The sequence below is a fragment of the Pantoea sp. RCC30.1 genome (assembly GCF_058148845.1).
Window position 1 is genome coordinate 86,225 of record NZ_JBXUHX010000008.1, and the last position, 26,245, is coordinate 112,469.

The 26,245-nt window shown below is 56.5% G+C and carries 20 protein-coding genes; 16 read left to right on the forward strand and 4 right to left on the reverse strand.

Annotated features, from left to right (window positions below):
• Positions 1 to 34: 34 nt before the first annotated feature.
• A complete protein-coding gene (hmpA, locus tag AC2LB6_RS09550; protein ID WP_490093312.1) occupies positions 35 to 1,219 on the reverse strand; it encodes an NO-inducible flavohemoprotein in 1,185 nt (394 codons plus the stop codon).
• 327 nt (positions 1,220 to 1,546) lie between these two features.
• On the opposite strand from hmpA, the gene glyA reads away from it, so the two are divergent.
• Positions 1,547 to 2,800 (forward strand): serine hydroxymethyltransferase, encoded by a 1,254-nt coding sequence (glyA, locus tag AC2LB6_RS09555; protein WP_090958621.1) that lies wholly within the window; start codon positions 1,547 to 1,549, stop codon positions 2,798 to 2,800.
• Between the two features lie 128 nt (positions 2,801 to 2,928).
• Positions 2,929 to 4,077 carry a 3-phenylpropionate MFS transporter gene (locus AC2LB6_RS09560; RefSeq protein ID WP_490093313.1) on the forward strand — a complete coding sequence of 383 codons (1,149 nt, stop codon included), beginning with the start codon at positions 2,929 to 2,931 and terminating at the stop codon, positions 4,075 to 4,077.
• On the opposite strand, the gene csiE is transcribed toward AC2LB6_RS09560, so the two are convergent.
• Positions 4,059 to 5,327 carry a stationary phase inducible protein CsiE gene (gene csiE, locus AC2LB6_RS09565; protein WP_490093314.1) on the reverse strand — a complete coding sequence of 423 codons (1,269 nt, stop codon included), beginning with the start codon at positions 5,325 to 5,327 and terminating at the stop codon, positions 4,059 to 4,061. The genes AC2LB6_RS09560 and csiE overlap by 19 nt on opposite strands.
• 155 nt (positions 5,328 to 5,482) lie before the next feature.
• Between csiE and AC2LB6_RS09570 the strand changes: the two genes are divergently transcribed.
• From AC2LB6_RS09570 to AC2LB6_RS09580, 3 genes are all read left to right on the forward strand, one after another.
• Positions 5,483 to 6,109, forward strand: a complete 627-nt coding sequence (locus AC2LB6_RS09570; protein ID WP_490093315.1) for a DUF1007 family protein — start codon at positions 5,483 to 5,485, stop codon at positions 6,107 to 6,109.
• On the forward strand, positions 6,100 to 7,077 hold the full coding sequence (locus tag AC2LB6_RS09575) for a nickel/cobalt transporter (protein ID WP_490093316.1): 978 nt from the start codon (positions 6,100 to 6,102) through the stop codon (positions 7,075 to 7,077). Before AC2LB6_RS09570 ends, AC2LB6_RS09575 begins: the two co-directional genes overlap by 10 nt.
• Positions 7,078 to 7,282: 205 nt before the next feature.
• A complete protein-coding gene (locus AC2LB6_RS09580; RefSeq protein ID WP_490093317.1) occupies positions 7,283 to 8,296 on the forward strand; it encodes a TIGR04086 family membrane protein in 1,014 nt (337 codons plus the stop codon).
• 63 nt (positions 8,297 to 8,359) lie between these two features.
• Here the strand turns inward: AC2LB6_RS09580 and suhB are convergent, their stop codons facing one another.
• Positions 8,360 to 9,163, reverse strand: a complete 804-nt coding sequence (suhB, locus tag AC2LB6_RS09585) for an inositol-1-monophosphatase (protein WP_008926709.1) — start codon at positions 9,161 to 9,163, stop codon at positions 8,360 to 8,362.
• 133 nt (positions 9,164 to 9,296) lie between these two features.
• On the opposite strand from suhB, the gene trmJ reads away from it, so the two are divergent.
• The 5 genes from trmJ to sseB all read left to right on the forward strand — a co-directional run bounded on the left by trmJ (position 9,297) and on the right by sseB (position 14,185).
• On the forward strand, positions 9,297 to 10,049 hold the full coding sequence (gene trmJ / locus AC2LB6_RS09590) for a tRNA (cytosine(32)/uridine(32)-2'-O)-methyltransferase TrmJ (protein ID WP_490093318.1): 753 nt from the start codon (positions 9,297 to 9,299) through the stop codon (positions 10,047 to 10,049).
• A gap of 130 nt (positions 10,050 to 10,179) precedes the next feature.
• Positions 10,180 to 10,677, forward strand: a complete 498-nt coding sequence (gene iscR / locus AC2LB6_RS09595) for a Fe-S cluster assembly transcriptional regulator IscR (RefSeq protein ID WP_090958642.1) — start codon at positions 10,180 to 10,182, stop codon at positions 10,675 to 10,677.
• Positions 10,678 to 10,765: 88 nt separating this feature from the next.
• Entirely contained in the window at positions 10,766 to 11,926 is a 1,161-nt protein-coding gene (locus AC2LB6_RS09600) for an IscS subfamily cysteine desulfurase (protein ID WP_490093319.1), read from the forward strand.
• A 161-nt stretch (positions 11,927 to 12,087) separates the two neighbouring features.
• The gene (gene pepB, locus AC2LB6_RS09605; RefSeq protein ID WP_490093320.1) at positions 12,088 to 13,374 is read left to right on the forward strand and encodes an aminopeptidase PepB; all 1,287 of its coding nucleotides are present in this window, start codon (positions 12,088 to 12,090) and stop codon (positions 13,372 to 13,374) included.
• A gap of 46 nt (positions 13,375 to 13,420) precedes the next feature.
• Positions 13,421 to 14,185: an enhanced serine sensitivity protein SseB gene (gene sseB, locus AC2LB6_RS09610; RefSeq protein ID WP_490093321.1), complete on the forward strand. Its 765-nt coding sequence runs from the start codon at positions 13,421 to 13,423 to the stop codon at positions 14,183 to 14,185.
• A 47-nt stretch (positions 14,186 to 14,232) separates the two neighbouring features.
• Here sseB and sseA read toward each other — a convergent pair whose 3' ends face one another.
• Positions 14,233 to 15,075 carry a 3-mercaptopyruvate sulfurtransferase gene (gene sseA, locus AC2LB6_RS09615; RefSeq protein WP_490093322.1) on the reverse strand — a complete coding sequence of 281 codons (843 nt, stop codon included), beginning with the start codon at positions 15,073 to 15,075 and terminating at the stop codon, positions 14,233 to 14,235.
• Positions 15,076 to 15,221: 146 nt separating this feature from the next.
• Here sseA and AC2LB6_RS09620 point away from each other — a divergent pair, with 146 nt between their 5' ends.
• The 6 genes from AC2LB6_RS09620 (at position 15,222) to rodZ (ending at position 26,241) form a co-directional block, all read left to right on the forward strand.
• The gene (locus AC2LB6_RS09620; RefSeq protein ID WP_490093323.1) at positions 15,222 to 20,117 is read left to right on the forward strand and encodes an alpha-2-macroglobulin family protein; all 4,896 of its coding nucleotides are present in this window, start codon (positions 15,222 to 15,224) and stop codon (positions 20,115 to 20,117) included.
• Positions 20,118 to 22,457, forward strand: a complete 2,340-nt coding sequence (pbpC, locus tag AC2LB6_RS09625; RefSeq protein WP_490093324.1) for a peptidoglycan glycosyltransferase PbpC — start codon at positions 20,118 to 20,120, stop codon at positions 22,455 to 22,457.
• 175 nt (positions 22,458 to 22,632) lie between these two features.
• Complete coding sequence (gene ndk / locus AC2LB6_RS09630; protein WP_003848684.1) at positions 22,633 to 23,064, forward strand: nucleoside-diphosphate kinase; 432 nt, start codon at positions 22,633 to 22,635, stop codon at positions 23,062 to 23,064.
• Between the two features lie 186 nt (positions 23,065 to 23,250).
• Positions 23,251 to 24,420, forward strand: coding sequence for a dual-specificity RNA methyltransferase RlmN (rlmN, locus tag AC2LB6_RS09635; protein WP_003848686.1), 1,170 nt, complete (start codon positions 23,251 to 23,253; stop codon positions 24,418 to 24,420).
• A gap of 80 nt (positions 24,421 to 24,500) precedes the next feature.
• The gene (gene pilW, locus AC2LB6_RS09640; RefSeq protein ID WP_490093325.1) at positions 24,501 to 25,235 is read left to right on the forward strand and encodes a type IV pilus biogenesis/stability protein PilW; all 735 of its coding nucleotides are present in this window, start codon (positions 24,501 to 24,503) and stop codon (positions 25,233 to 25,235) included.
• Positions 25,225 to 26,241, forward strand: coding sequence for a cytoskeleton protein RodZ (rodZ, locus tag AC2LB6_RS09645; RefSeq protein WP_490093326.1), 1,017 nt, complete (start codon positions 25,225 to 25,227; stop codon positions 26,239 to 26,241). The genes pilW and rodZ overlap by 11 nt, the downstream gene beginning before the upstream one ends.
• Positions 26,242 to 26,245: the final 4 nt, after the last annotated feature.

Consider the following 26,245-nt stretch of genomic DNA (forward strand, 5'->3'; position numbering starts at 1 on the left):
GAAGCCCGCGCTGCGGGCTTTTTTTATGCCTCAATTACATGCCTTTATGCGGGCCAAAGAGTTCGTAATGAATGCGTGCGTCTGCCACACCAGCATCACGCAGTTGCGCCACCACATGCTGCATAAAGGGCAGCGGGCCACAGAGGTAGAAGTGGGTGTCGGGTGAGGTGAGACGTGCGGCGAGCACGCTGATATCCATCAGGCCCTGTGCGTCATAGCGACCGGCATCCACAGCGGCGGGATCGCGATACCAGACCTGACTGACGAAATCGTTGAGCTGCGCGCCAGTAGCATTAACTTCATCGCCAAACGCATGCTGCTTGCCATTCTCTGCGGCGTGCAGCCAGCTGACTGGCGCGCGGTGCTGGCGAGCCGCCAGTGCATGCAGCATCGCCAGCATCGGCGTCTGACCCACGCCCGCGGAAATCAGCGCTACTGGTGTGGCAGGATCGACTTCCAGGAAAAAGTCGCCATGCGGTGCGGCGAGCATCAGCTCATCACCCACGTTGCCATTCTGATGCAGCCAGCCGGAGACGGTGCCCTGCGCCTCGCGTTTCACTGCAATCCGATACTCTTTGCCGTTGCTGAGATGCGTCAACGAGTACTGACGAATCTGGTGGTGTTCGAAACTGGCGGGTTGCAGATGTACTGTCAGATACTGACCCGGCTTAAAGGCGGCTACCGGGCCGCCATCTACCGGACTGAAGGTAAAGCTTTTAATCACCTCGCTCTGCTGCTCAATCGCGCTGATGCGAAACGCACGTTTGCCACGCCAGCCGCCGGTTTGCTGCTCAGTCGCCTGATAAATTTCCTCTTCACGATTGATGAAGACATCTGCCAGGACTCCATAGGCCCGGCCCCAGGCAGCCAGTGCCTCTTCGCCTGGATTCAGCAACTCTTTGATGGTTGCCAGCAGATTTTCACCCACGATGGCGTACTGCGCAGGCTGAATATTCAGGCTGGTATGTTTCTGCGCAATCTTTTCCACCGCCGGCAGTAGCACCGCCAGATTTTCCAGATTTGCGCCATAGGCGCAGATGGCATTGAATAGCGCTTCGCGCTGATTGCCATTGCGCTGGTTGTTCATATTGAAAACATTTTTGAGTTCAGGATGGTGCGACAGCATGCGGTCATAGAAATGTGCGGTAAGCGCAGGGCCACAGGCGGCGATGGCAGGTAGGGTCGATTTAACCGTGGCGATAGTGTGTGCATCAAGCATAAAAGCGGCCTCTTATTTAAAGTTGTATTTTAAATGTATCTTATAGTCGTCTCGTCTGCGATGTAAATAACCCGAGGAAATTTCTGGCTGTTTGAGTGGCAACTTTTAGGTGCATCCTGAGAAATTGCCGTCACATTCTGAAGAAAAATTGTGGCGTTCGAACAGGGTGAAAAGGTGTAAAAAAGCCCTGCCAGCAGCCAGCCAATCGTTTGCGTAAAAAGAGGCGGTTCACCCTACCTTCACCTGTTAAAACGGTTTACACTGTGGGCCTTCGCCCCTGAAGGGGGGTAAATACCGTCAGAAAGTTAGCTGAGTCAGGAGATCCGGATGTTAAAGCGTGATATGAACATTGCCGATTACGATGCCGAGTTGTGGCAGGCGATGGAGCAGGAGACAGTGCGTCAGGAAGAGCACATTGAACTGATTGCTTCTGAAAACTACACCAGCCCGCGTGTTATGCAGGCACAAGGTTCTCAGCTCACCAATAAATACGCTGAAGGCTATCCGGGCAAACGCTACTACGGCGGCTGTGAGTACGTTGATATCGTTGAGCAGCTGGCCATCGATCGCGCAAAAGAACTGTTTGGTGCCGATTACGCTAACGTGCAGCCACATTCAGGTTCACAGGCTAACTTCGCGGTTTACACCGCGCTACTGCAGCCGGGCGATACTATCCTGGGGATGAACCTGGCGCACGGTGGACACCTGACTCACGGCTCACCGGTTAACCTGTCCGGCAAACTCTATAACGTGGTTGCTTACGGTATCGATGAGACCGGTAAAATTGACTACGACGAACTGGCTGAACTGGCGAAAACCCACAAACCAAAAATGATCGTTGGCGGATTCTCAGCTTACTCCGGCGTCTGCGACTGGGCGAAAATGCGCGAAATCGCGGATAGCGTCGGTGCATGGCTGTTTGTGGATATGGCGCACGTTGCTGGCCTGATTGCTGCAGATGTTTACCCAAGCCCAATCCCGCATGCACACGTCGTGACTTCTACCACCCACAAAACGCTGGCTGGCCCACGCGGTGGCATCATTCTGGCGAAAAACGGCGACGAAGATTTCTATAAGAAACTGAACTCTGCTGTCTTCCCTGGCGGTCAGGGCGGTCCTCTGATGCACGTTATCGCCGGTAAAGCGGTTGCTTTCAAAGAGGCGATGGAGCCGGAATTCAAAACCTACCAGCAGCAGGTGGCAAAAAATGCCAAAGCGATGGTTGAGGTGTTGATTGAGCGTGGCTATGACATCGTTTCTGGCGGCACCCATAATCATCTGTTCCTGATCGATCTGGTGAGCAAAAACCTGACCGGTAAAGAAGCCGATGCGGCGCTGGGCCGTGCCAACATCACGGTTAACAAGAACAGCGTACCTAACGATCCGAAAAGCCCATTTGTCACTTCCGGTATCCGTATTGGTACACCTGCTGTTACGCGTCGTGGTTTCAACGAAGCGGACGTGCGCGAACTGGCTGGCTGGATCGCCGATGTGCTGGATAACGTCAATGACGAAGCGACCATTGAGCGCACCAAAAAGAAAGTGCTGGAAATCTGCAGCCGTCTGCCGGTCTACGCTTAATCGTTAACCTGTTGTGAGACAGCATAAAAAGGATGGCAGTTGCCATCCTTTTTTATTGCCTGTCGCGCAGGGCTCTGCCAGAGTAGCGCCCACTCATGCTGCCAGGCAGCAAACCTGCTGGAGGGAATATGGCAATCGGCTCCGCCAGATGGCTCGGATTGGGCTACTTCACGTACTTCTTCTGTTACGGCATCTATCTGCCATTCTGGGGCGTGTGGCTGAAAGGCACCGGCCTGGATGCTGAAAAGATTGGCCTCCTGCTCGGTTGTGGCATGGTGGCACGCTTTGTCGGCAGTCTGCTTATCGCTTCTCAGGTCAAAAATCCTTCACGGTTGATTATGGCGCTGCGTCTGCTGGCGCTGATGACCTGCCTGTTCGCCGCCGGTTTTTGGGTGGGTGAGCAGTGGATGTGGCTGCTGACGGTCATGATCGGCTTTAACCTCTTTTTCTCGCCGCTGGTCCCGCTCAGCGATGCGCTGGCCGCTACCTGGACACAGCAGATTGGGCTGGCGTACGGGCCGGTCAGGCTGTGGGGATCGCTGGCCTTTGTGATCAGCTCCGCGTTAACTGGCGTGCTGGTCAGTGCTTACTCCTCTAACGCCATTCTGCTGCTGCTTTCCGTCGGTGTCATTTCTATGCTGGCGGGCATGATGCTGACACCCGCCATTCAGCCGCAGGGCAATGAGCGGCAGGGCGCGGCGGGCGGCGGCTGGCAGGTATGGCGTGCGTTACTGCGTGAGAATGCGGTATGGCGATTCATGCTCTGCGTGACGCTGCTGCAGGGCGCGCATGCCGCCTATTATGGCTTCAGCGCTATCTGGTGGCAGGAGAGCGGCTATTCCGCCTCGACGGTGGGCTATCTCTGGTCGCTGGGCGTGGTGGCGGAGATTGTGGTGTTTGCCATGAGCAACCGGCTGTTCCGCCGCTGGAGCGCGCGCGAGCTGCTGCTGCTTTCGGGCATCTGTGCGCTAATTCGCTGGAGCCTGATGGGTGCCACGACCGCGCTGCCGCTGCTGATTGTGGCGCAAATCCTCCACTGTGGCAGTTTCACCGTCTGTCATCTGGCGGCGATGCGCTTTATCGCGGCGCGTCAGGGCGCGGAAGTGATCCGGCTGCAGTCGCTCTATTCCGCGCTGGCGATGGGCGGCGGTATTGCGATAATGACGATGATTTGCGGCGTGCTGTTCGCCCATCTGCAGGGGCATCTGTTCTGGGTGATGGCGCTGGTCGCGCTGCCCGCGCTATTCCTGCGTCCGGGCTACGACTCCAGTAAATAACGAATGCGCTGCTGATGGTGTAACGTCAGCGGCAGTTCCGCATGCACCAGCGGCGGAGAGAACAAGGGCAGCGAGGTAGGGTAGGGCGAAATGATGATGTCGACATCCCGTGGCGCGCCATCCTGCTGAAACTGCTTAACGTCCTGATAGGTGATATTGATCGGCAGCAGCGTGATCTCCCGGATCTGCTGCTCCACATCCTGCTCCAGATCGGCGTCGTCGCCGGTCAGGATCAGCACCTGCTTCTCCTGCAGCGCGCTCTCCTGCATCAGCCACGCACCAAAAATAATGGTGATTAAGCTCACCTCTTCCGGCGTAAAAGCGATGTTGTAGTGCTGCTCAAAAGCCTGAAGTGCCTCATGCGTCGTGCGCAGCAGGCGAGGATAGAGGCGGCTGACATCCAGTGCCACGCTATTGTCGATACCGATATTGAAGTGAGTACGATCCAGCGCCTGCGCCAGATGCGGATAGAGCTGGTGCAGCAGTTCATCGCGGTCAGCAAAGGTGATCCCGGCACAGGCTTCAAAATCATTAATCAGCTGCTGGGTGGCGTTCATTAACTGCTGCTCAGCAGGATGCGCAATCGCGTCCACAACCGGCGTATGGATCTGGCTGAACAGCAGCGTCCAGAAGTCGGCTTCGCTGACGGGCGGGGCAATATGGCAACGTTTGCGCCAGTGGTAAATCACATCCTCGGCGGCCTGCCGCTCAGGTTTCTGTTGCAGCCAGAGACACTGCGCCTCGCTGAACAGCACTGGCTGGCGCTGGCACAACCCGTACTTCATAAAAATCTGCAGAAACAGCCGGTCTCGTTCGCTGAAGTCACGCTTCAGACGCAGACTGCAGTGCTGTATCAGTGCCTGTAAATTGGTCTCATCCCACAGCGCTTTCTCAATCTTCATGACTTTCAGGCGCTGACGCAGAGGAGCGGCAAAATGCTCACAGACGAAGTCTTGCGATAAACGCAGACTGCGACGCAGGTTGTGCAACAGACAGAGGCGCCGATTCAACTCAGTTCCATGAAGACGAAAGCTGCCATCCACCATCTGGTGCAATTCCAGCTGGTGATATCGCTGTATCTCAAGGCCCACATCCGCGATATCCTGCCGGGCAACGGCAGGATCGACGCCATTCAGCTGGCAGACTTTTTCAAGCGTAAGCAAAGGTGTCGGCAGAAACAGCAGCAATAAAAGATGGCACTGACGCTGTGAACGGGAGAAGAGTGGTGCCAAAGGGGTAGCAGAACTCATCAATCAGATTTCCAGCAGGCTATTTTGAGCTAAGAATAGTCAACCCGGTCAGCGCCTGCGCGGTTTACGCGGTTTATTTGCCGGAGGTTTAAGGCGGGTCACATAATTTTGTTACTTATAGATCCTTTTAATCGGAAACGTTACTTTATAACATTATGAAAAGCGCACTCTTTGCTCTGTTAATGGTATTAAGTCCGGCTGTGCTGGCACATCCTCACAGCTTCATCGATATGAAAACGGAACTGGTGGTGCAGGGCGATACCTTTACCGGATTAAAGATGACCTGGACGATGGATGAGATTACCTCCGCCGATCTGCTGTATGACGCGGGTGACGCAAAACCAGGCAGCGTGGTGTGGAAAAAACTGGCGGCGGGCGTGATGGCGAACGTGCTGGGCCAGCACTACTTTTCTGAAATCTGGCACAACCAACAGCGGGTAAAGTTTTTGAATCTGCCAACGGAATACAATCTGTCACGTAACGGCCACAAAGCGGTGCTGGAATTTATTCTGCCGCTGGCGGAACCCCCAAAGCTCACTGGCCAGCGCTTTGAAATCCTGACCTTTGATCCCACCTACTTCGTCGATATGTTCTATGACAATCCCGGCGCGTTGACGCTGCCACCGCCGCTGCAGGCGCGCTGCCAGTTTGCCCTTAATACGCCAAAGCCCAACGACTCACTGAAGCAATATGCCCTGTCGCTGGATAAAGCGGATGCCCCGGCCGAAGAGATGGATCTGGGCCGCCAGTTCGCACAAACGGTGGTGCTGACATGTCAGTGATCTTCACACCCTTACGGGCCACCCGACTCTGGCCACTCTGGCTAATAGCAGGGCTCTTCCTCGGCGGCGCGCTGCTGGTCTGGCTTTACTGGTCGCAGATTCTGCTGCAGAGCGTGCTGTGGCAGAAAGACCTGCACCGGCAGATGACCCAGCTGTTACAGCAGGTGTCGGAGCAGCCACACAAGGCTGGCCTCTCGCTGGTGATATTCAGTCTGCTCTATGGCGTGCTGCACGCGCTGGGTCCGGGCCATGGCAAAGTCGTGATCTCAACTTTTCTGGCGACCCATCCGAGCCGCGTCAGAACCAGTATCAGGCTGACGCTGCTCGCCTCACTGCTGCAGGGCTCGGTCGCGATTGTGCTGGTGACGATGATGCTGGTTGTACTGAAAACGTCGTCGCGGCAGCTGCATCTCAGTAGTTTCTGGCTGGAGAAGGGCAGTTATCTGCTGGTAATTGGGTTGGGTGTGATGATCGGGTATCGGGCGCTGCGTTCACTGTGGCTGACATTACGTCCACGGCCCGCTCCGGTATTTCGCGCCTTCCAGCCTCATACCCATGACGGGCAGTGTGGCTGTGGACATGCGCATCTCCCGACGCCGCAGCAGATGAGCGGCAACGTCAGCTGGAAAACCCAGCTGCTGGTAGTGGTGTCGATGGGATTACGTCCCTGTTCCGGCGCGATTATGATGCTGCTGTTTGCCAAAGTCATTGGTGTTTATGGCTGGGGGATTCTCTCTGCGGCGGTAATGGCGCTGGGAACGGCACTGACCATTTCGGCGATTGGCTTGCTGGTGCAGCAGGCGCGTTCGGTGGCGCAACGGCTGGCACAGCCTGGTGCTGCCCCAGGCATGACGCGATTGCTTATCCCCGTGCTGGCCTTAACCGGCAGCCTGATTTTAATCGTGGCGGGTATCGCATTATGGCAGTCAGCGCAGCTGACGCTCGGCGGCGGAATTCGACCTTTCTGAAAACAAGCGCAGCGGAAATAAAATGGCCGCTGCGTTCTTCTCTTCGTTAATTATCTTTAAATTCACCTCTTTAATTTTTTCTCTGGGTTGTTTAGTGGAGAAATAACACTTCCCTGTCTACGCTGTTAATACCAAAACGGCATTTTCGCCGTCGGAATGATAAAAGACCAGAACAGCTTTCTGTTTATTGCGAGGAGTATATTTCATGGCTGATACCCGTATTAATAATGGCTACACCGAAACGCTGGCGACAGGGCCCGCTGGATTACCGTTAAAGCGTATTTCCTGGAGCGCCGTGTTTGCAGGTGTCATATGTGCGTTAATCGTTCATATCATTCTGACGCTTCTGGGAACAGCCATTGGTGCAACGACCATTGATCCGATGAAAGAGCAGAACCCTCTTGACAGTATTGGTACAGGCGCGCTGGTCTGGACAGCCATTGAAATGCTGGTCGCGATGGCGGCAGGTAGTTATGTTGCCGGTCGGCTGGCTCAGCGAGAAGGCGCACTGCACGGCTTACTGATGTTTGGCCTTAGCACAATCTTCACTATTTACCTGGCTATTATGCTGGCAACCAGTGTATTAGGTGGCGCGATGAATATTGTGGGTTCAGGTTTCCAGGCGCTGGGTAGTGGTATTTCCGCGGCTGCGCCATCGGTTACTCAAATGGCAAAACAAAAACTGCAAGAGAATAATATTAATTTAGATAACCTGCAGAGCGAACTGGAAACGACATTACGTCAGACCGGTAAACCGGAATTACAGCCAGAGAATTTGAAGCAGGATGCAAATAAAGAAGCGCAGAGTGCAGAAAACCAGGCTAACAATACTGCGAACCATCCGCAGACAGCCGATACTGATCTGACGAACTGGGTGAAAGGGGTAATGGATCGTCATTCAGATACCCTGCAGGCAGCCGATCGTGATGCGCTGAAAAATATTATCAAAGCGCGTACCGGTAAAAACGATCAGGAAGTGGATCAGATCGTCGCCAAAACTGAGCAGAGCTATCAGCAGGCCGTTCAGAAGTATCAGGAACTGAAACAGCAGGCTGAACAGAAAGCGCGTGAAGCCGGTGAGAAAGCTGCTGCTGCAACCGCTAAAGCAAGCTGGTATGCCCTGATTCTGCTGATCATCGAAGCCGTACTGGCCGGTGTAATGGGTATGGTAGGTCGTCGTACTCAGCCGCGTCAGGTGCTGACACACGAACGTCGTTAATCATCACTTAATGACAGGCAACAAAAAAGGCGGCTGATAAGCCGCCTTTTTCTGCACTAAACCTTAGCGTTTTAAGGCTTCGCTCAGCTCATCACGCATGTTCGACAGCATCGATTTCACTACGCGTGGGTTACCCGCGACCAGGTTACCTGACAGCAGATAGCCGTGGTTACCGGTAAAGTCAGTGACCAGACCGCCCGCTTCGCGGACCAGCAGTTCACCCGCCGCAAAATCCCATGGCTTCAGGCCAATCTCAAAATAGCCATCTACGCGACCAGCAGCCACATAGGCCAGATCCAGCGCAGCAGAACCGGTGCGACGGAAATCAGCACACTGGGTAAAGAGTTTGGTCATGATATTCATGTAAGCAGGTGCGTGCTGCTTCATTTTGAACGGGAAGCCGGTCGCCAGAACGGTGCCATCAAGATCGCGGGCCGTGCTGCCACGCAGACGATAGCCATTCAGCTGAGCACCCTGACCACGTGAAGAGGTGAACAGTTCATTGCGCATGGGATCGTAAACGACGGCGACTTCAGTGCGGCCTTTAATGCGCACAGCGATTGAAACAGCAAAGTGAGGTAAGCGTTTGATGAAGTTGGAAGTGCCATCCAGCGGATCGATAACCCATTGTACGTCCTGATCTTCGCCCGCCAGTTCACCGCTTTCTTCAGTGATGATGGTGTGTTTCGGGTAAGATTTACGAATGATTTCGATAATCAGGCGTTCTGCTTCGCGGTCAACATTAGTTACGAAGTCGTTGCTGCCTTTCTGGCTGGCTTCGACGGCGTCCGGGGTTTCATAATATTTGGCAATTAAATTTCCGGCCTTGCGCGCTGCGCGCACGGCAATGTTGAGCATTGGATGCATCGGTATCTCTCGCTGGATGTTAAAGAACGGGGAAAACGGCGCGGAGTATAGCAGCGTGTTCGGTAAATGTCCTGCTTTATGTTAAGATTCTCTCTACTGATTTTTACTGACCCGTTTCTGAGTATCCCTAATCATGTTGCAAAATATTCGTATCGTGCTGGTCGAGACTTCTCATACCGGTAACATGGGCTCCGTTGCGCGCGCCATGAAAACTATGGGCTTAACCAACCTCTATCTTGTTAATCCGCTGGTCAAGCCTGACTCACAGGCGATCTCCCTGGCTGCCGGAGCCAGTGACGTTATCGGCAACGCAAAAATCGTCGACTCGCTGGATGAGGCGATTGCCGGATGCAGTCTGGTGGTCGGCACCAGTGCTCGTTCCCGTTCGTTGCCCTGGCCGATGCTGGATGCGCGTGAATGCGGCGTGAAAAGCGTGGAAGAGGGCCAGCAGGCTCCGGTCGCGCTGGTCTTTGGTCGTGAACGCGTCGGCCTGACCAACGAAGAGTTGCAGAAATGTCACTATCACGTCGCGATTCAGGCCAATCCGGAATACAGCTCGCTGAACCTGGCGATGGCGGTTCAGATTATTGCCTATGAAGTGCGCATGGCGTGGTTACAGTCGCAGGAACAGGCCAGCACGGCACCGAAGTATGAAGAGTCCCCTTATCCGCTGGTAGATGACCTTGAACGCTTCTATCAGCATATGGAGCAGATGATGCTGAACAGCGGCTTTATCCGTGAAGCCAATCCAGGCCAGGTGATGAGCAAACTGCGTCGTCTTTATACCCGCGCGCGTCCGGAACGAGATGAACTCAACATCCTGCGCGGCATGCTTTCGTCGTTTGAAAAGCGTAAAAACGAGAAAAAAGAAGCAGATAATAGTTGAGTAAATTACCAGGTTAAATACCTGACTAATTTACCAGGTTAAATAGTTGACCAAATTACTCGGGAATGGCAGACTTCAAAGCATCTGTTGCTAATCCTCCGATAACCGGACGCTATTGAGGTCGTACGCTATGAGACTGACATCCAAAGGACGTTATGCCGTTACTGCAATGCTGGACGTTGCCCTTCACTCCCATGAAGGTCCGGTCCCGCTGGCGGATATTTCCGAGCGTCAGGGCATTTCGCTCTCCTACCTGGAGCAGTTATTCTCCCGACTGCGTAAAAATGGTCTGGTTTCCAGCGTACGTGGCCCAGGCGGCGGTTATCTGTTGGGTAAAGAGTCAAACACCATCTCTGTCGGTGAAGTGATCACCGCCGTGGATGAGTCTGTTGATGCGACCAAATGCCAGGGCAAAGAAGGCTGCCAGGGCGGCGAGCGTTGCCTGACTCACGTGCTGTGGCGCGATCTGAGCGTGCGCATCAGTGACTTCCTGAACAATATTACGCTGGCTGAACTGGTGAATAATCAGGAGATCCTGGATGTGGCGGATCGTCAGAATGCGATCGATAATCGTCGCTTCCAGAGCCCGCGTTCGCAGGAAATTAACGTCAACCAACGCGCCTCGTAATCCCCGCTGTTCCGGCCCTTACTGCTAACGCGGACAGGGCCGAATCTGCTATAAAGACGTATGATTTTTTATACGGAGCTGTAGCGCAATGAAATTACCGATTTACCTGGATTACGCCGCCACCACGCCGGCCGATCCGCGTGTGGCCAGCAAAATGATGCAGTTTCTGACGCTGGATGGCACGTTCGGTAATCCGGCCTCGCGATCGCACCGTTTTGGCTGGCAGTCTGAAGAAGCGGTTGATGTTGCGCGTAATCAGATCGCCGAACTGGTCAATGCCGATCCGCGCGAAATCGTTTTTACCTCTGGCGCCACTGAATCCGATAACCTCGCGATTAAAGGTGCAGCTCACGCTCATCAGGCGCGCGGCAAACATATCATTACCAGCCAGACAGAACACAAAGCGGTGCTTGATAGCTGCCAGCAGCTTGAGCGTGAAGGCTTTGCTGTCACGTATCTTACCCCGGCGGCTAACGGCATTATCTCGCCTGACAAGCTGCGTGCGGCGCTGCGCGACGACACGATTCTGGTCACTCTGATGCACGTGAATAATGAAACCGGGGTGATTCAGGATATCGCCGCCTTTGGTGAAATTTGCCGCGAACGTGAAATTCTGTTCCATGTGGATGCCACTCAGAGCGTCGGCAAGTTGCCTATCGATCTCAGCCAGTTGCCGGTCGATTTAATGTCCTTTTCTGCCCACAAACTTTATGGCCCGAAAGGCATCGGCGCACTCTATGTCCGGCGTAAGCCGCGTGTGCTGATCGCCGCGCAGATCCACGGCGGCGGACATGAACGCGGAATGCGCTCCGGAACATTGCCGGTGCATCAGATTGTCGGCATGGGCGAAGCCTATCGCATCGCAGCTGAAGAGCGCGAAACCGAGATGGCACGTCTGCAGGCTCTGAGCGATCGTCTGTGGCAGGGTATCAGTACACTGCCTGGCGTCACCCTTAATGGCGATCATAACCTGCGCGCGCCGAACATTCTTAACCTCAGTTTCGCTGACGTTGAGGGCGAATCATTGATTATGGCGCTGAAAGATCTGGCCCTCTCTTCCGGCTCGGCCTGTACGTCCGCCAGCCTGGAACCTTCCTATGTTTTGCGCGCGCTGGGCCTGAGTGAAGAGCTGGCGCACAGTTCGCTGCGCTTCTCGCTGGGACGTTTCACTACCGAAGAAGAGGTCGACTACGCCATTGCCCTGGTGCAGAAATCGGTGACCCGTCTGCGGGCCTTAATGAAATCCTGATACCCGACGATAGTCCGGAAACTGCGCCAATATGGGCACTTCGCTGGCAACGCCCGGCGGAATCTGTTATCAGGTCTCTCTGCGAATTACATTTAACATCTTATTAAAGCCGTTATAACAATCAGGCTGGATGAAACAGATAACGATTACGGAGCTTTTCGATGACCACACAACCCATGAATATTACGCTTAGCAGCCAGCCCGCCGATGCGCGCTGGGGCGAGAAAGCGATTCTTAGCAGCAACGACAGCGGCATGACACTGCATCTGACCGGCGAGGATGCGCTGAATACCATTCAGCGTGCGGCGCACAAAATCGACGGCCAGGGTATCCGCCATGTGGCGCTGACCGGCGAAGGCTGGCACCTTGAGCAGTGCTGGGCATTCTGGCAGGGCTTCCGTGGCCCGAAAGGCCAGCGTCAGGTTGAATGGCCAGAGCTGGGCGAACATGAGCAGGCGGAGTTTGATCGCCGACTGAAAATTATCGACTGGGTGCGCAACGTCATTAACCTGCCTGCAGAAGATCTGGGGCCGGAGCAGCTGGCGCACAATGCCGTCGACCTGATCAGTGAAGTAGGTGGTGACGCCGTCAGCTACCGCATTACCAAAGGCGATGAACTGCGGGTGCAGGGTTATATGGGTCTGCACACAGTGGGACGCGGTTCAAATCGTCCGCCGGTCTATCTGGCGCTCGACTACAACCCGACCGGCGACGAGAATGCGCCGGTTTACGCCTGCCTGGTCGGTAAAGGCATCACCTTTGATACCGGCGGCTACAGCCTGAAGCAGAGCAGCTTCATGGACTCGATGAAGTCTGACATGGGCGGCGCGGCGACCGTTACTGGTGCACTGGCCATGGCGATTTCGCGGGGTCTTAACAAGCGCGTCAAACTCTATCTCTGCTGTGCCGATAACATGGTCAGCAGCAATGCCTTTAAACTGGGCGACATCATTCGCTATCGCAACGGTAAATCGGTGGAAGTGATGAACACCGACGCGGAAGGGCGCCTGGTCCTGGCTGACGGTTTAATCGACGCCAGCGAGCAGAATCCGACGATGATCATCGACGCCGCAACGCTGACCGGCGCGGCAAAAACGGCGCTGGGCAACGATTACCATGCGCTGTTTACTTTTGATGATGTAATGGCGCAGTCGCTGATGGGTAGCGCGGTGAGTGAGAATGAACCTTTCTGGCGTCTCCCGCTGGCTGAATTCCATCGCAGCCATCTGCCGTCTAACTTTGCCGATCTCAATAATATCGCCAGTCCATCTCATGCGGCAGGTGCCAGCAGCGCGGCAGCGTTCCTGTCACACTTTGTCAGCAACTATCAGCAGGGCTGGCTGCACATCGACTGCTCCGCGACCTATCGCAAAGGCGCCGTTGACCAGTGGGCGGCGGGCGCAACAGGTCTTGGCGTGCGTACCCTCGCCAATCTGTTACTGAAATAAGCCGATCTCAGCGGTGGCTGATGCTGCCGCTGTTCAGAGGGAAACTATGAACCGTCTTGAAGAGGTGCTGAAGCTGGCGGCCACTGAGCCTGCCCATCGGCCCGAATTTTTCCAACTGCTGCTGGAATCTGACGTCTTTGTTCCAGGCGAAAGCACCACGCAACAGCTTGATGCCAGCACGCCCGTTGATCTGCAGCACTGGGAAAAAGAGGATGGCAGCAGCATCATTCCTTTTTTCACGTCAGAAGAGGCGATGAGTGAAGCGGTGAGTGATGAACAGTCCTGGCTGCGTCTGCCGGTACGGACGCTGTTTGAGATTACGCGCGGCGAGACGCTGTTTCTCAATCCTAAACTGCCTTCCGGCAAAGAGTTTACTGCGGCCGAGATCACCCATCTGCTGGCTGAAGAGGGCAGTGCGCTAAGCCAGCAAACTGTGCTCGAAGGCGGACAGTCACTGCTGCTTTCTGAGGTCGCTGAACCGCCTGCGCAGATGATCGACTCGCTGACTCAGCTGTTCAGTAAGCATAAGCAGGTGCGGCGGGCCTTTATCGCCAGCATTCGTGAGCGGGCCGACGAAGCGCCTAATCTGCTGATTGGTATTGAAGCGGACAGCAACATCGAGGCGATCATTCATGCGGCGGGCAGTGTGGCAACGGATACGTTGCCGGACGATGCGCCGGTGGATATCTGTGAAGTGACGCTGAACGATCGTGGCATCAGCCATTTCTTTACCGCCCACATCACACCCTTCTACGAACGTCGCTGGGGCAGTTTCCTGCGTGACTTCAAGGGCAGTGAGCGGATTATCTGATTATCTGACGCACTAAAAAAACAGGCGGCTCATAGGCCGCCTGTTTGTTATTTTGCAATGGGCAAGTCGTCGCGACTGCCCCATTCGCCCCAGGACCCGTCATACAGCGTGGCATCCCGTGCGCCCAGCGCGGTCAGCGCCAGAATCAACACCACCGCCGTCACGCCTGAGCCACAGCTGGCGACCACCGGCTGGGCAATATCGACCCCCGCATCGGCAAACAGCCTGCGCAGTTCTGCTTCCTGCTTGAGTTTTCCCTGCTCAACCAGCGTATTCCACGGCACGTTCAGACTGTTGGGAATATGTCCGCGATGCAGTCCGGGACGCGGCTCGTCCACTTCAGCGTTAAAGCGATTAGCGGCACGCGCATCAACAATCTGTGCGCCGCCTTCATGGCTGATCAGCAGCACATCCGTCAGGCGTTTCACCCGGCTTTCATCCGCGTGCGCCTCAAACTCACCTTCCGGCAGATTCACTTCGCCCGTTGCCAGCGCAAAACCGGCTTCTTTCCAGCCCTGCAAACCTCCGCTAAGAATCGACACCTGAGCCACACCAAAAGTCTTCAGCATCCACCAGGCGCGCGGCGCGGAAAAGAGGTTGCCCTCATCATAGACGACCAGGTGCTTATCACTGCTGACGCCCAGCTCTCGCATCGCGACGGCAAAGGTCTCGGCGCGCGGCAGCATATGTGGATAGGGGCTGGTGTGATCGGAAAGCGCTTCAATATCGAAGTAAGGGGCGTCGGGTAAATGACCCGCCAGATATTCAGCCTGGATATCGCGAACCGCTTCCATCCCGGGTGGCAACAAACGTGCATCCAGCACCTGAAGCCGCTCATCGTTGTAGTGCTCTTGTAACCAGTCGGCGGACACAAACAGTGGCGTCGTCATAACAACCTCATCTCAGCAATCTGTCATACCAGTGTCAGGGAATGTGCGCACCATCTCAAGAGAAGCGTTGATTAAATGCGAGCATTGATATGAAATTGCGCGGCGTAATCAAATGACACTCCCTGCGTCCCGGTGAAGGAACTACCATGAAGAAACGCACTACCCGGCTGCTGCTCAGTATGCTGATCGGGGGCTCGCTGCTCTCAGCGGCCCTGTTACCTGTTCTGCCTCTCCATGCGGCAGAGGCACCCGCAACCGCTCAGGTCAGCAAACCGCTGACGATTATCGATCTCTCGGAACTGCAGATCGATGGTGCCGCTGCGCTGGTCTTAAGCTTCAGTCAGCCGCTGGATGACAAACAGGATATCGCGCAAAAAGTCAGGCTGACCGACGATAAACAGGGCCGGGTGGATGGCGGCTGGGAGCTATCCGCTAACCGCAAAACGTTGCGCTTCCGTCATCCTGAACCATCGCGTCACTTCACCGTCACAGTGGATGCGGGACTGCGCGCGGCCAGCGGTGAGACGCTCGCCGACGATTACAGCCAGAAAATTGCCACCAGTGATATCCAGCCGATGGTGGGGTTTGCCAGTCGCGGCTCACTGCTGCCGCTGCGTATCACGCAGGGACTGCCGGTGCTGGCGCTGAATGTTGACCAGGTCGATGTCGATTTCTTCCGGGTAAAGAATGCCGGTCTTGCAGAATTTCTCTCGCAGTGGAATTACGGCAACAACCTCTCCAGCTGGCAGTCACAGGATCTGCTGAAAAGCAGCCAGCTGGTCTATTCCGGTCGCTTTGAGCTTAACCCGGCGCGTAACACCCGCGAAAAATTGCAGCTTCCGATGAGTGACATTACCGCTCTGCAGGAGCCGGGCGTCTATCTGGCGGTGATGAAGCAGGCCGGAACTTATCGCTACAGCCAGCCCGCCACGCTTTTCACCCTGAGTGACATTGGCCTCTCTTTGCATCGCTTCCCGACGCAGTTCGAACTGTTCGCCCAGAGCCTGGCAAATGGCCAGCCACTTTCCGGCGTCAGCGTCAGGTTGCTGGATGCGAAAGGGCAGGTGCTGCAGAGCGGGACCACTGACAACACCGGTCATCTGCGTCTCAGGGCGGATGAAAAAGGCAAGATCCTGCTGGCCGTGCAGGGTGAACAGACCTCAATGATCGACCTGGCGCGTCCGGCGCTGGATCTCGCTGAGTTTCCGGTTGCCGGACCGCAGGGCTATGACAAACAGCTGTTTGTCTTTGGGCCGCGCGATATCTATCGTCCAGGCGAAATCGTTATCGTCAATGCGCTGCTTCGTGATGCCGACGGACACCCGTTGCCCGTCCAGCCGATAAAAGCGGAACTGGTGCAGCCCGATGGCCAGGTGATGCGAACCTTTGTCTGGCAGCCTGAATCTGGACTTTACCAGCAGCGACTGGCACTGCCAGAGTCCGCCATGACCGGCGACTGGATGCTGCGACTCAATACCGGCGATAACCTCAAGCGCGAATGGAAGTTTCACGTCGAAGATTTTCTGCCGGAACGCATGGCATTAACCCTGAAAAACGATCCTCAGCCGCAGCCTGCTGATGCCAGCGTTGAGTTCGGTATTGAGGGGCGCTACCTCTATGGCGCACCCGCGGCGGGTAATACGCTACAAGGGCAACTCTATCTGCGACCGGCACGCGAAGCGGTGGCTTCACTGCCGGGCTACCAGTTTGGTGACATCACCGAAGAGGGATTAAAACGCACGCTGGATGAGGTGGACCTCAAGCTCGATACCAGCGGTAAAGCGCAGATCTCGGTAGAGAGTCAGTGGGATCAGCTGCATTCTCCGCTCAACCTGATCCTGCAGGCCAGCCTGCTGGAGACCGGCGGTCGACCGGTCACCCGTCGCGCTACCCAGGCCATCTGGCCCGCTGAAGCCCTGCCGGGTATCCGGCCGCTGTTCGGTAACAAGGCCGTTTATGACTACCGCAGTGACAGCTATCACGACGAGCCTACCGTGCCGGAAGAGAGCCTGGCCGAATTCGACATTGTCTATGCCAATAGTCAGGGCAAAAAACTGGCGGCAGACAAACTGGATGTGCGTCTGATCCGTGAACGCCGTGATTACTACTGGAGCTTCTCTGACAGCGAAGGCTGGCAGTCGCAGTATGGCGATAAGGATCTGCAGGAAGATGAACGCGCCATCTCTGTCCCGGCTGACGGCAGCACCAAAGTCAGCTTCCCGGTCGAGTGGGGCCACTACCGGCTGGAAGTGCAGGCGGGCGAGAAGATCGTCAGCAGCGTGCGGTTCCAGGCCGGTTATGACTGGCAGGACAATACCAACGGCACGGGCGCATTGCGCCCGGATCAGGTCAGACTGAAGCTGGACAAAGCCGCTTACCAGCCGGGCGATACCGTGCATCTGCAGGTTGAGTCACCGGCAGCCGGTAAAGGTTACCTGATGGTGGAGTCGAGCAGCGGCACGCTCTGGTGGCAGCCACTGACCGTACCAAAGGGCGGCACAACGGTGGATGTCCCTGTTGCTGAGAGCTGGCAGCGTCACGATCTCTACTTCAGCGCCATCGTGGTGCGTGACGGCGATAAGGTCAGTGGCGCAACGCCAAAACGCGCGGTGGGGCTGTTGCATCTGCCGATGGCGACGGAGGCGCGCCGCTTAAATCTGACGCTGGATGCGCCCGATAAAACCCGTCCTGAGCAACGCCTGACGGTAAAAGTCCACGCCAGTCGTGACGGCGGCCCGCTGCCTGAAAAAGTGAATGTACTGCTGTCAGCAGTGGACAGCGGCGTTCTGAGCGTGACGGATTATAAAACCCCCGATCCGTGGCAGGCGTTCTTTGGCCGTAAACGCTACAACGTCGATCAGTACGACGTCTTTGGCCAGCTGATCGAAGGCGGTGGCCGGCTCGCGGCGCTGCGTTTTGGTGGTGATGGCGAGGATGAATCGATGACGCGCGGCGGTAAAAAGCCGGTGACGCACGTCAATATCGTGGCGCAGCAGTTACAGGCGGTGACACTGGATAAAGAGGGCAACGGATCGATTACGCTGCCGATCCCGGCCTTTAACGGTGAGCTGCGGCTGATGACCCAGGCATGGAGCGATGACAGCTTCGGCGCGGCAGAGCGCAAACTGGTGGTCGCGGCGCCGCTGATCAGCGAACTGGCCACCCCGCGCTTCCTTGCCAGCGGTGATACAGCCTCACTAGCGCTGGATCTCACTAACCTGACCGATCTGCCGCAAACCCTGAACGTGGATCTGAGCAGTAGTGGCTTAGTGGATCTGGCCGGGGCTGCCAGCCAGAGTGTGACGCTGGCCAAAGGTGCACGCACCACACTGCAGATTCCGGTCACGGCGAAAACCGGCTTTGGTGATGGCGAGATTGCGGTGCAGATTTCCGGTCTTAACCTGCCGGGTGAGCAGGTTAAGCCCAGCAAACAGCAGTGGAAAATCGGCGTCAGGCCACCTTATCCTGCCCTGACGCTGAACTTTGATGCTGTCATCAATCCCGATCAGCCCTGGCAGGTCGCGGCAGCTTCCCTGACGGGCCTGGATGCGCAGACTCTGAGTGGACAGCTGACGCTGAGCAATCGCCCGCCGCTGAACATCGCCAGCTATATCAGTGCGCTTTACGCCTATCCCTACGGCTGTCTGGAACAGACTACCAGCGGGCTCTGGCCTTCGCTCTATACCAGCCATGCTGAGCTGACCGCCATGGGCATTAAAACCAGCAGCGATGAAGCGCGTCGGGCAGCCGTCGATACCGGCATCGCCCGTCTGGCAGGCATGCAGCGAGCCAACGGCAGCTTTGGACTGTGGGATAAACAGAGTGAAGAGGAGTTCTGGCTGACGCCATACGTGACGGACTTCCTGCTGCGTGCCAGTGAGGCGGGCTATGCACTGCCGGATAATGTGGTTGAGCGCGCTAACGCACGGCTACTGCGCTACCTGCAGGATCCAACGCAGATTAGCGGCGGCGGCAGTGACGACAATGCCGCGCTGCAGTTCAGCGTGCAGGCTTACGCCGGACTGGTGCTGGCGCGTCAGCAGCGCGCGCCACTGGGTGCACTGCGTGCATTGTATGAAAAACGTGAGAAAGCCCGCTCTGGCCTGGCGCTTATGCAGCTGGGTGTTGCGCTGAAGATGATGGGTGACGGGCAGCGCACATCGCTTGCGATCATGCAGGGTGCCACGCTGACGCGTTCAGACAAAGAGTGGTACGGCGACTATGGCAGCACGGTGCGCGATGAGGGAATGATGATTGCCCTGTTAACCGAGAATAAGCTGCAGCCTGATTTGCAGAATAGCCTGCTGCTGTCGCTGTCCAAAGAGGTCAGGGGCAAACGCTGGTTCTCGACCCAGGAAAATAACGCGCTTTATCTGGCTGCTCATACCCTGCAACGTGCGCAGGGCGGAAGCTGGCAGGCGCTGCTTTCGGGCAATCCACAGCCTCTGCAAGGCGATGCACCGCTGAATAAAGGGTTGGGGGCTGAGCGACTGTTGCAGGGCTTAGCCATCCGTAATCCGGGCAGTGCGCCGCTGTATGGTCGTCTGTACGTCACCGGTTATCCGCTGGCCGCGCCTCAGCCTGAGAGCAATGTGCTCGGCATAAAACGTGAATACTTCACTTTGGATGGCAAAGCCGCCGATCTTAATAATCTGCGCAGCGGTGAGTTGCTGGTGGTCCGTCTGACCGTTTCCTCGAAACGCAGTATCAGCGATGCGCTGGTGGTGGATCTGCTGCCTGCCGGTCTGGAGCTGGAAAACCAGAATCTGGCCGACAGCAGCGCCAGCCTCGGTGACAGTGCGGATGCGCTGAAGGAAAGCATGGGTGACATGCAACAGGCTGACATCAGGCACATTGAGTTCCGTGACGATCGCTTTGTCGCGGCGCTGGCGGTAGATACTTATCGTCCCGCAACGCTGGTCTATCTGGCGCGGGCGGTCACGCCGGGTCGCTACCTGATGCCGCCGCCGCAGGTGGAATCAATGTATGTGCCGGAGTGGCGTGCTACCGGCAGTACGCCGCCGCTGCTGCATATCCAGTAAGTGACGCAGGGCGTGGTAAAGATCAGCACCATTAAAAAGCGGTGGCTCGCGCTGCCGCTTTTTTTTCTGGCTTTATGGCTGGCGACGTGGGGACTGGATCGCCTGTTCCCGCTGCCGCTTAAACAGGTGCAGCCTGCGCGGGTGATTGTGGCCAGCGACGGAACGCCGCTGTGGCGCTTTGCTGACAGCAAGGGTATCTGGCGCTATCCCGTCACGCCTGAGGAGGTGGCTCCGGCCTATCTGCAGGCGCTTCTGACCTACGAAGATCGCTGGTTCTGGTATCACCCCGGCATCAATCCTCTGGCTCTCGTGCGTGCAGCCTGGCAGGATTTGCGCCATCAGAGCGTCATTTCCGGCGGCAGCACCCTGACCATGCAGGTGGCTCGCCTTATCGACCCGCAACCCCGCACGCTGCGGGGCAAACTGATTCAGGCGTGGCGAGCGCTGCAGCTGGAGTGGCATCTTTCCAAACGTGACATCCTGACGCTCTACCTTAACCGTGCGCCCTTTGGCGGCACGCTTGAAGGGGTGGGCGCAGCAAGCTGGAGCTGGCTGGGAAAAGCCCCGTCGCAGCTGACGCCGGGCGAGGCAGCGCTGCTTGCCGTTTTGCCGCAGGCACCCAGCCGACTGCGGCCCGATCGCTGGCCGGAGCGGGCGGAAGCCGCACGCAATAAAGTGCTGGATCGGCTGACGGAATATCGTATCTGGTCCGCTGAACAGGTGGCGGAAATCCGTCAGGAGCCGGTCTGGCTGCCGCCACGACAGATGCCGCAGATGGCGCCGCTGCTGGCCCGGCGGCTGCTGTCGATCAACGCCAGCGACAAGATTGTCTCCACGCTCGATCCTTCACTGCAGCGCGAACTGGAAAGCCTGGCGCTGAACGTTAAAAACCAGCTTCCGCCGCGCACTTCGCTGGCGATGCTGGTGGTGGATCACACCACCATGGCAGTTCGGGGGTACGTCGGCTCGGCTGACTTTACCGATGACAGCCGTTTTGGGCATGTGGATATGATCGCCAGCGTGCGCTCGCCAGGCTCGGTGTTAAAACCCTTTATTTACGGCATGGCGCTGGATGAGGGACTGATTCATGCCGAATCGTTGCTGCAGGATGTGCCGCGTCGCTTTGGCGATTACAGGCCAGGCAACTTCGACACCGGCTTTCACGGGCCGGTCAGCGCCAGCGAAGCGCTGGTGCGATCCCTGAATCTGCCTGCCGTGCAGGTGCTGGAGGCGCTGGGACCGAAAAACGTTGCGGCGCGTCTGCGCAATGTGGGTCTGAATTTACGTTTCCCGCCCGGCGCAGAACCTAATCTTTCGTTGATTCTTGGCGGTACCGGGGCGCGCATGGATGAAATTGTGGCGGCTTATAGCGCCTTTGCCCGTCACGGTAATGCCGCTGCGTTGCGCTGGACGCCCGATCAACCCTTGCAGCAGCGACCGCTGCTATCAAAGGAATCGGCGTGGATCATCCGGCGTATCCTGGCGGGTGAAGCGCAACCTGCCGGCGATGGCAGCGTACCCGACGTGGTGCCGCTGGCCTGGAAGACCGGCACCAGCTACGGCTATCGCGATGCCTGGTCGGTGGGCATCAATCCCCGTTATCTGATTGGCGTCTGGGTCGGGCGACCGGATGCGACCCCGGTTGCCGGGCAGTTTGGTTTTGCCTCTGCCGTACCGATCATGAATCAGATTAACAGCGTGCTGATGAGCCGCCTCGGCAGGCGTGACGTGCCGGTCGATCCGCGACCGGCCTCGGTGACGGTCGCGACCCTCTGCTGGCCTGGTGGTCAGCCGCTGCCTGCCGGAGATGAAAACTGTCGCCAGCGTCGACAAAGCTGGGTCGCCTCGGATACGCTGCCGCCAACCCTGCTGGCGCCGGGGCAGGAGAGCCTCAGTGGATTACGCCTGGGCTACTGGCAGAATGCGCAGGGACTGCGGGTTGCAGCAGATTGCCCTGGCGCTACCCGTCATGAACGACTGGTCTGGCCGCTACCGCTGGAGGCCTGGCTGCCACCTCAGGAGCGTCGGGCGCAGCGCTTACCGCCCATTGATGTCCATTGTCCGCCACTACAGCAGGGCAGCAGCGCACCACTGATCGTCACTGGCATCGTTGAGGGGCAAATTGTTAAGCCGCTGCCGGGCAATAGCGCACTGACGATCCCGGTTGCGGTGCAGGGTGGGCAGGGCGCGCAGCGCTGGTGGTTCCTGAATGGTGAGCCGTTGATGACGCAAAACGCAGCGGATAGTCTGTCGCTGCACCTTAATCATCCGGGAGAGTATCAGTTAGTGGTGATGGATGAAGAGGGGCAGCTTATCTCGGTCACTTTTAGCCGGGGTTGACGCTTTTCTGCGCTAAATCATAACCGTTGCGCGTCTGCTTAGACTCAGATCAAGAATTTTCAACAAATTAGGGATCTCTGATAGGCAATGCCGGACTCAGCCCCTATAATCGGCGCCGTTTCTTAACCGGGGCGGACGCCACCGGTTTCTTCAGAACGTCAAGACAGAGGTCATCATGGCAATCGAACGTACTTTTTCTATCATCAAGCCAAACGCCGTCGCTAAAAATGTGATTGGTGCTATCTACAACCGTTTTGAAAGCGCAGGCTTCAAAATTGTTGGCGCAAAAATGCTGCAGCTGAGCAAAGAGCAGGCTGAAGGTTTTTATGCTGAGCACCAGGGCAAGCCATTCTTCGATGGTCTGGTTGAATTCATGACCTCTGGCCCGGTTGTTGTTTCCGTGCTGGAAGGTGAAAATGCGGTTCAGCGTCACCGTGACCTGATGGGTGCGACTAACCCGGCAAACGCACTGGCTGGCACACTGCGTGCTGACTACGCTGACAGCTTCACCGAAAACGCGACCCACGGTTCAGATTCTGCTGAATCCGCTGCCCGCGAAATCGCCTATTTCTTCGGCGAAAACGAAATCTGCCCACGTACCCGTTAATCGTCCGGCGATAAACGTTACAGCGGCTTTACAAAAATCTGCGTAGGGGAGGTCACTCCCGCCTGTTATCAGGCCGCAGATGTTGTACAATATTGCGCCTTCATTGACATCGCTTAATGAAGGCGCAATTTTTTCATCTATCCCTGAACAGCGCCATAACGTGTAACAACGAGGCCAGAGAATATTATGTCCGAACAGATTGAGACGTCCGCGTCCGCATCCCCCATTGTCGTTTCCCCTAAAAGTCAGAAAATAAACCTGCTGGATCTTAACCGTCAGCAGATGCGCGAATTCTTCCTGTCGCTGGGCGAAAAGCCGTTCCGCGCCGATCAGGTCATGAAGTGGATTTATCACTACTGCTGCGATGACTTCGAGCAGATGACCGACATCAACAAAAAGCTGCGTAACCGGCTGATGGAGTTGACGGAAATCCGCGCGCCAGAAGTGGCGGAAGAGATGCGCTCCACCGACGGCACCATTAAATGGGCCATTCGCGTGGGTGACCAGCTGGTGGAAACGGTCTATATCCCGGAAGGGGACCGCGCCACGCTCTGTGTCTCTTCACAGGTGGGTTGTGCGCTGGAGTGTAAATTCTGTTCGACCGCACAGCAGGGCTTTAACCGTAACCTGCGGGTGTCAGAAATTATTGGTCAGGTGTGGCGTGCGGCGAAAATTGTCGGCGCAGCAAAAATCACCGGCCAGCGTCCTATCACCAACGTAGTGATGATGGGCATGGGCGAGCCACTGCTCAACCTCAACAACGTGGTCCCGGCAATGGAGATCATGCTGGATGACTTCGGTTTTGGTCTGTCGAAGCGTCGCGTGACCCTGTCCACGTCAGGTGTGGTGCCCGCGCTGGATAAACTGGGCGATATGATAGACGTCGCGCTGGCGATTTCCCTGCATGCAGCAAACGACAAGCTGCGTGATGACATCGTGCCGATCAACAAAAAGTACAATATCGAAACCTTCCTGGCGGCGGTGAAACGCTATATTGCGAAATCCAACGCCAATCAGGGACGTGTGACCATTGAGTACGTCCTGCTGGATCACGTCAATGACAGCACTGATGATGCGCATGAACTTGCCGCATTGCTGAAAGAAACGCCGTGTAAAATCAACCTGATTCCGTGGAACCCCTTCCCGGGTGCGCCGTATGGCCGTAGCTCAAACAGCCGTATCGATCGTTTCTCCAAAGTCCTGATGGACTATGGTTTTACCACTATCGTGCGTAAAACCCGTGGTGACGACATTGATGCCGCCTGTGGTCAGTTAGCTGGAGAAGTTATTGACCGTACCAAGCGGACGATGCGCATCAAAATGGCAGGTGAAGCCATCTCTGTGAAGCCTCTCTAGAAGGCTGACACAGAGCGTTTCCTTAAGTCATGACGCATGGCAGGCTGCAGCCTGTCAACGTCAACCGGATGGAAGCGATTATGCGTAATGGATTACCTGCAGTTTCACTGGCGCTGTTTGTTGTAAGCGGGTGTGTCAGTCAGCCACACCAACCTGGTGCTGAAGAGGTGCGTCTGCAGTTAGGGATGCACTACCTGGCGGGTGGCGATTATGCCGCGGCTGAGCGAAACTTTCTGCGTGCACAGGCCGCCGCGCCAGACGATTACCGGGTCTCGCTTGCGCTGGCACGACTGGCGCAGAAGCAGGGTAATCAGACAGCGGCGCAGGCACGGTTTATACTGGCACAGCAGCAGGCTCCGGATAATGGTTTTGTTGCTAACAATTACGGTGCGTTTCTCTGCGCTTTAAGGCAGTATGACGAAGCGCATCAACAGTTTAGTCGGGCAGGCGCAGCACAGCAGTTTGATGCACGCAATGACGCGCTTGAACTGGCAGGGTTTTGTTATCTGCAGGCTGGCGATGTTGCTGCTGCACGCAGGACGTTACGTCAGGCCACTGAGGCTGACAGACGCAAAGCTGACTCGCTGCTGTCGGAAGCTGAAAAGCAGATGGCAGATAACCATCTGGCTGAAGCGCAGGTTTTGCTCGACGTTTACCAGCAACTGCTGCCCGAAACGGCACGAAGTCTGGCGTTACACTTACGTTTCGCCGCGCTACAGGGAAATGCCGCTGACGTTTCACGTTATGGCGACCGGTTAGCGCGACGTTTTCCGCAATCGATACAGTACCAGCGTTATGTAGCTAATGAATACTGAAGCCACTCAAGAAAACTCTGCAATACAATCAACAGGCGAACGTCTGCGTCTGGCCCGTGAGCAGATGGGGCTGACGCAGCAGAACGTCGCTGAACGCCTGTGCCTGAAACTCTCTACCGTGCGTGATATCGAAGAAGACAAATCGCCCGCCGATTTAGCGACCACGTTCCTGCGCGGATATATTCGCTCTTACGCGCGTCTGGTGCACATTCCTGAAGAGGAACTGCTGCCGATGATGGCGAAACAGACGCCGATTCGTTCTTCAAAGATCGAGCCGATGCAAAGTTTCTCTCTGGGCAAACGCCGCAAGAAACGCGACGGCTGGCTGATGATTTTCACCTGGCTGGTGGTGTTTGTGGTGGTGGGTCTGACTGGCGCCTGGTGGTGGCAGAATCATAAAGCATCGCAGGATGATCTGGTGCCGATGACCGATCAGAGTAGCAGCGGCGGTGATAACGGACAGTCGATTCCGCTGGGTGAGTCCAGTGGTGACAGCGCGGCACCTGCCGCGCCTGACGAAAGCAATACCACCACCAGCAATAACAGCACGACCAGCGCGCCAGCGAGTGCAGCTCCGGCCGTCAGCGCCAGCAATAACGCGACCACTGCACAGCCGGATAACACCAGCAATGCCGTGGTTTCGCCGAGCCAGGCGCCAGTAGAGAACTCAGCGGCTGCACCTGCAGCCACGAATTCCAGTACCAGCGCGGCACCACAGATGCCAGTGGGAGCCGCCGCGGTCAGTGAACCGGCTGCTGACCCTAACGCGGTGGTCATGACCTTTAACGCTGACTGCTGGCTGGAAGTGAGCGATGCTACCGGCAAAAAACTGTTCAGCGGCATCCAGCGCAGTGGTGGTAAACTCAGCCTCGCAGGAACGCCTCCGTATCGTCTGAAAATTGGCGCGCCTTCCGCGGTTCAGGTGCAATATCAGAATCAGCCCGTTGATTTAAGTCGTTTTATCCGTAATAACCAGGTTGCTCGCCTGACGTTGGGTGCGCAATAACAGC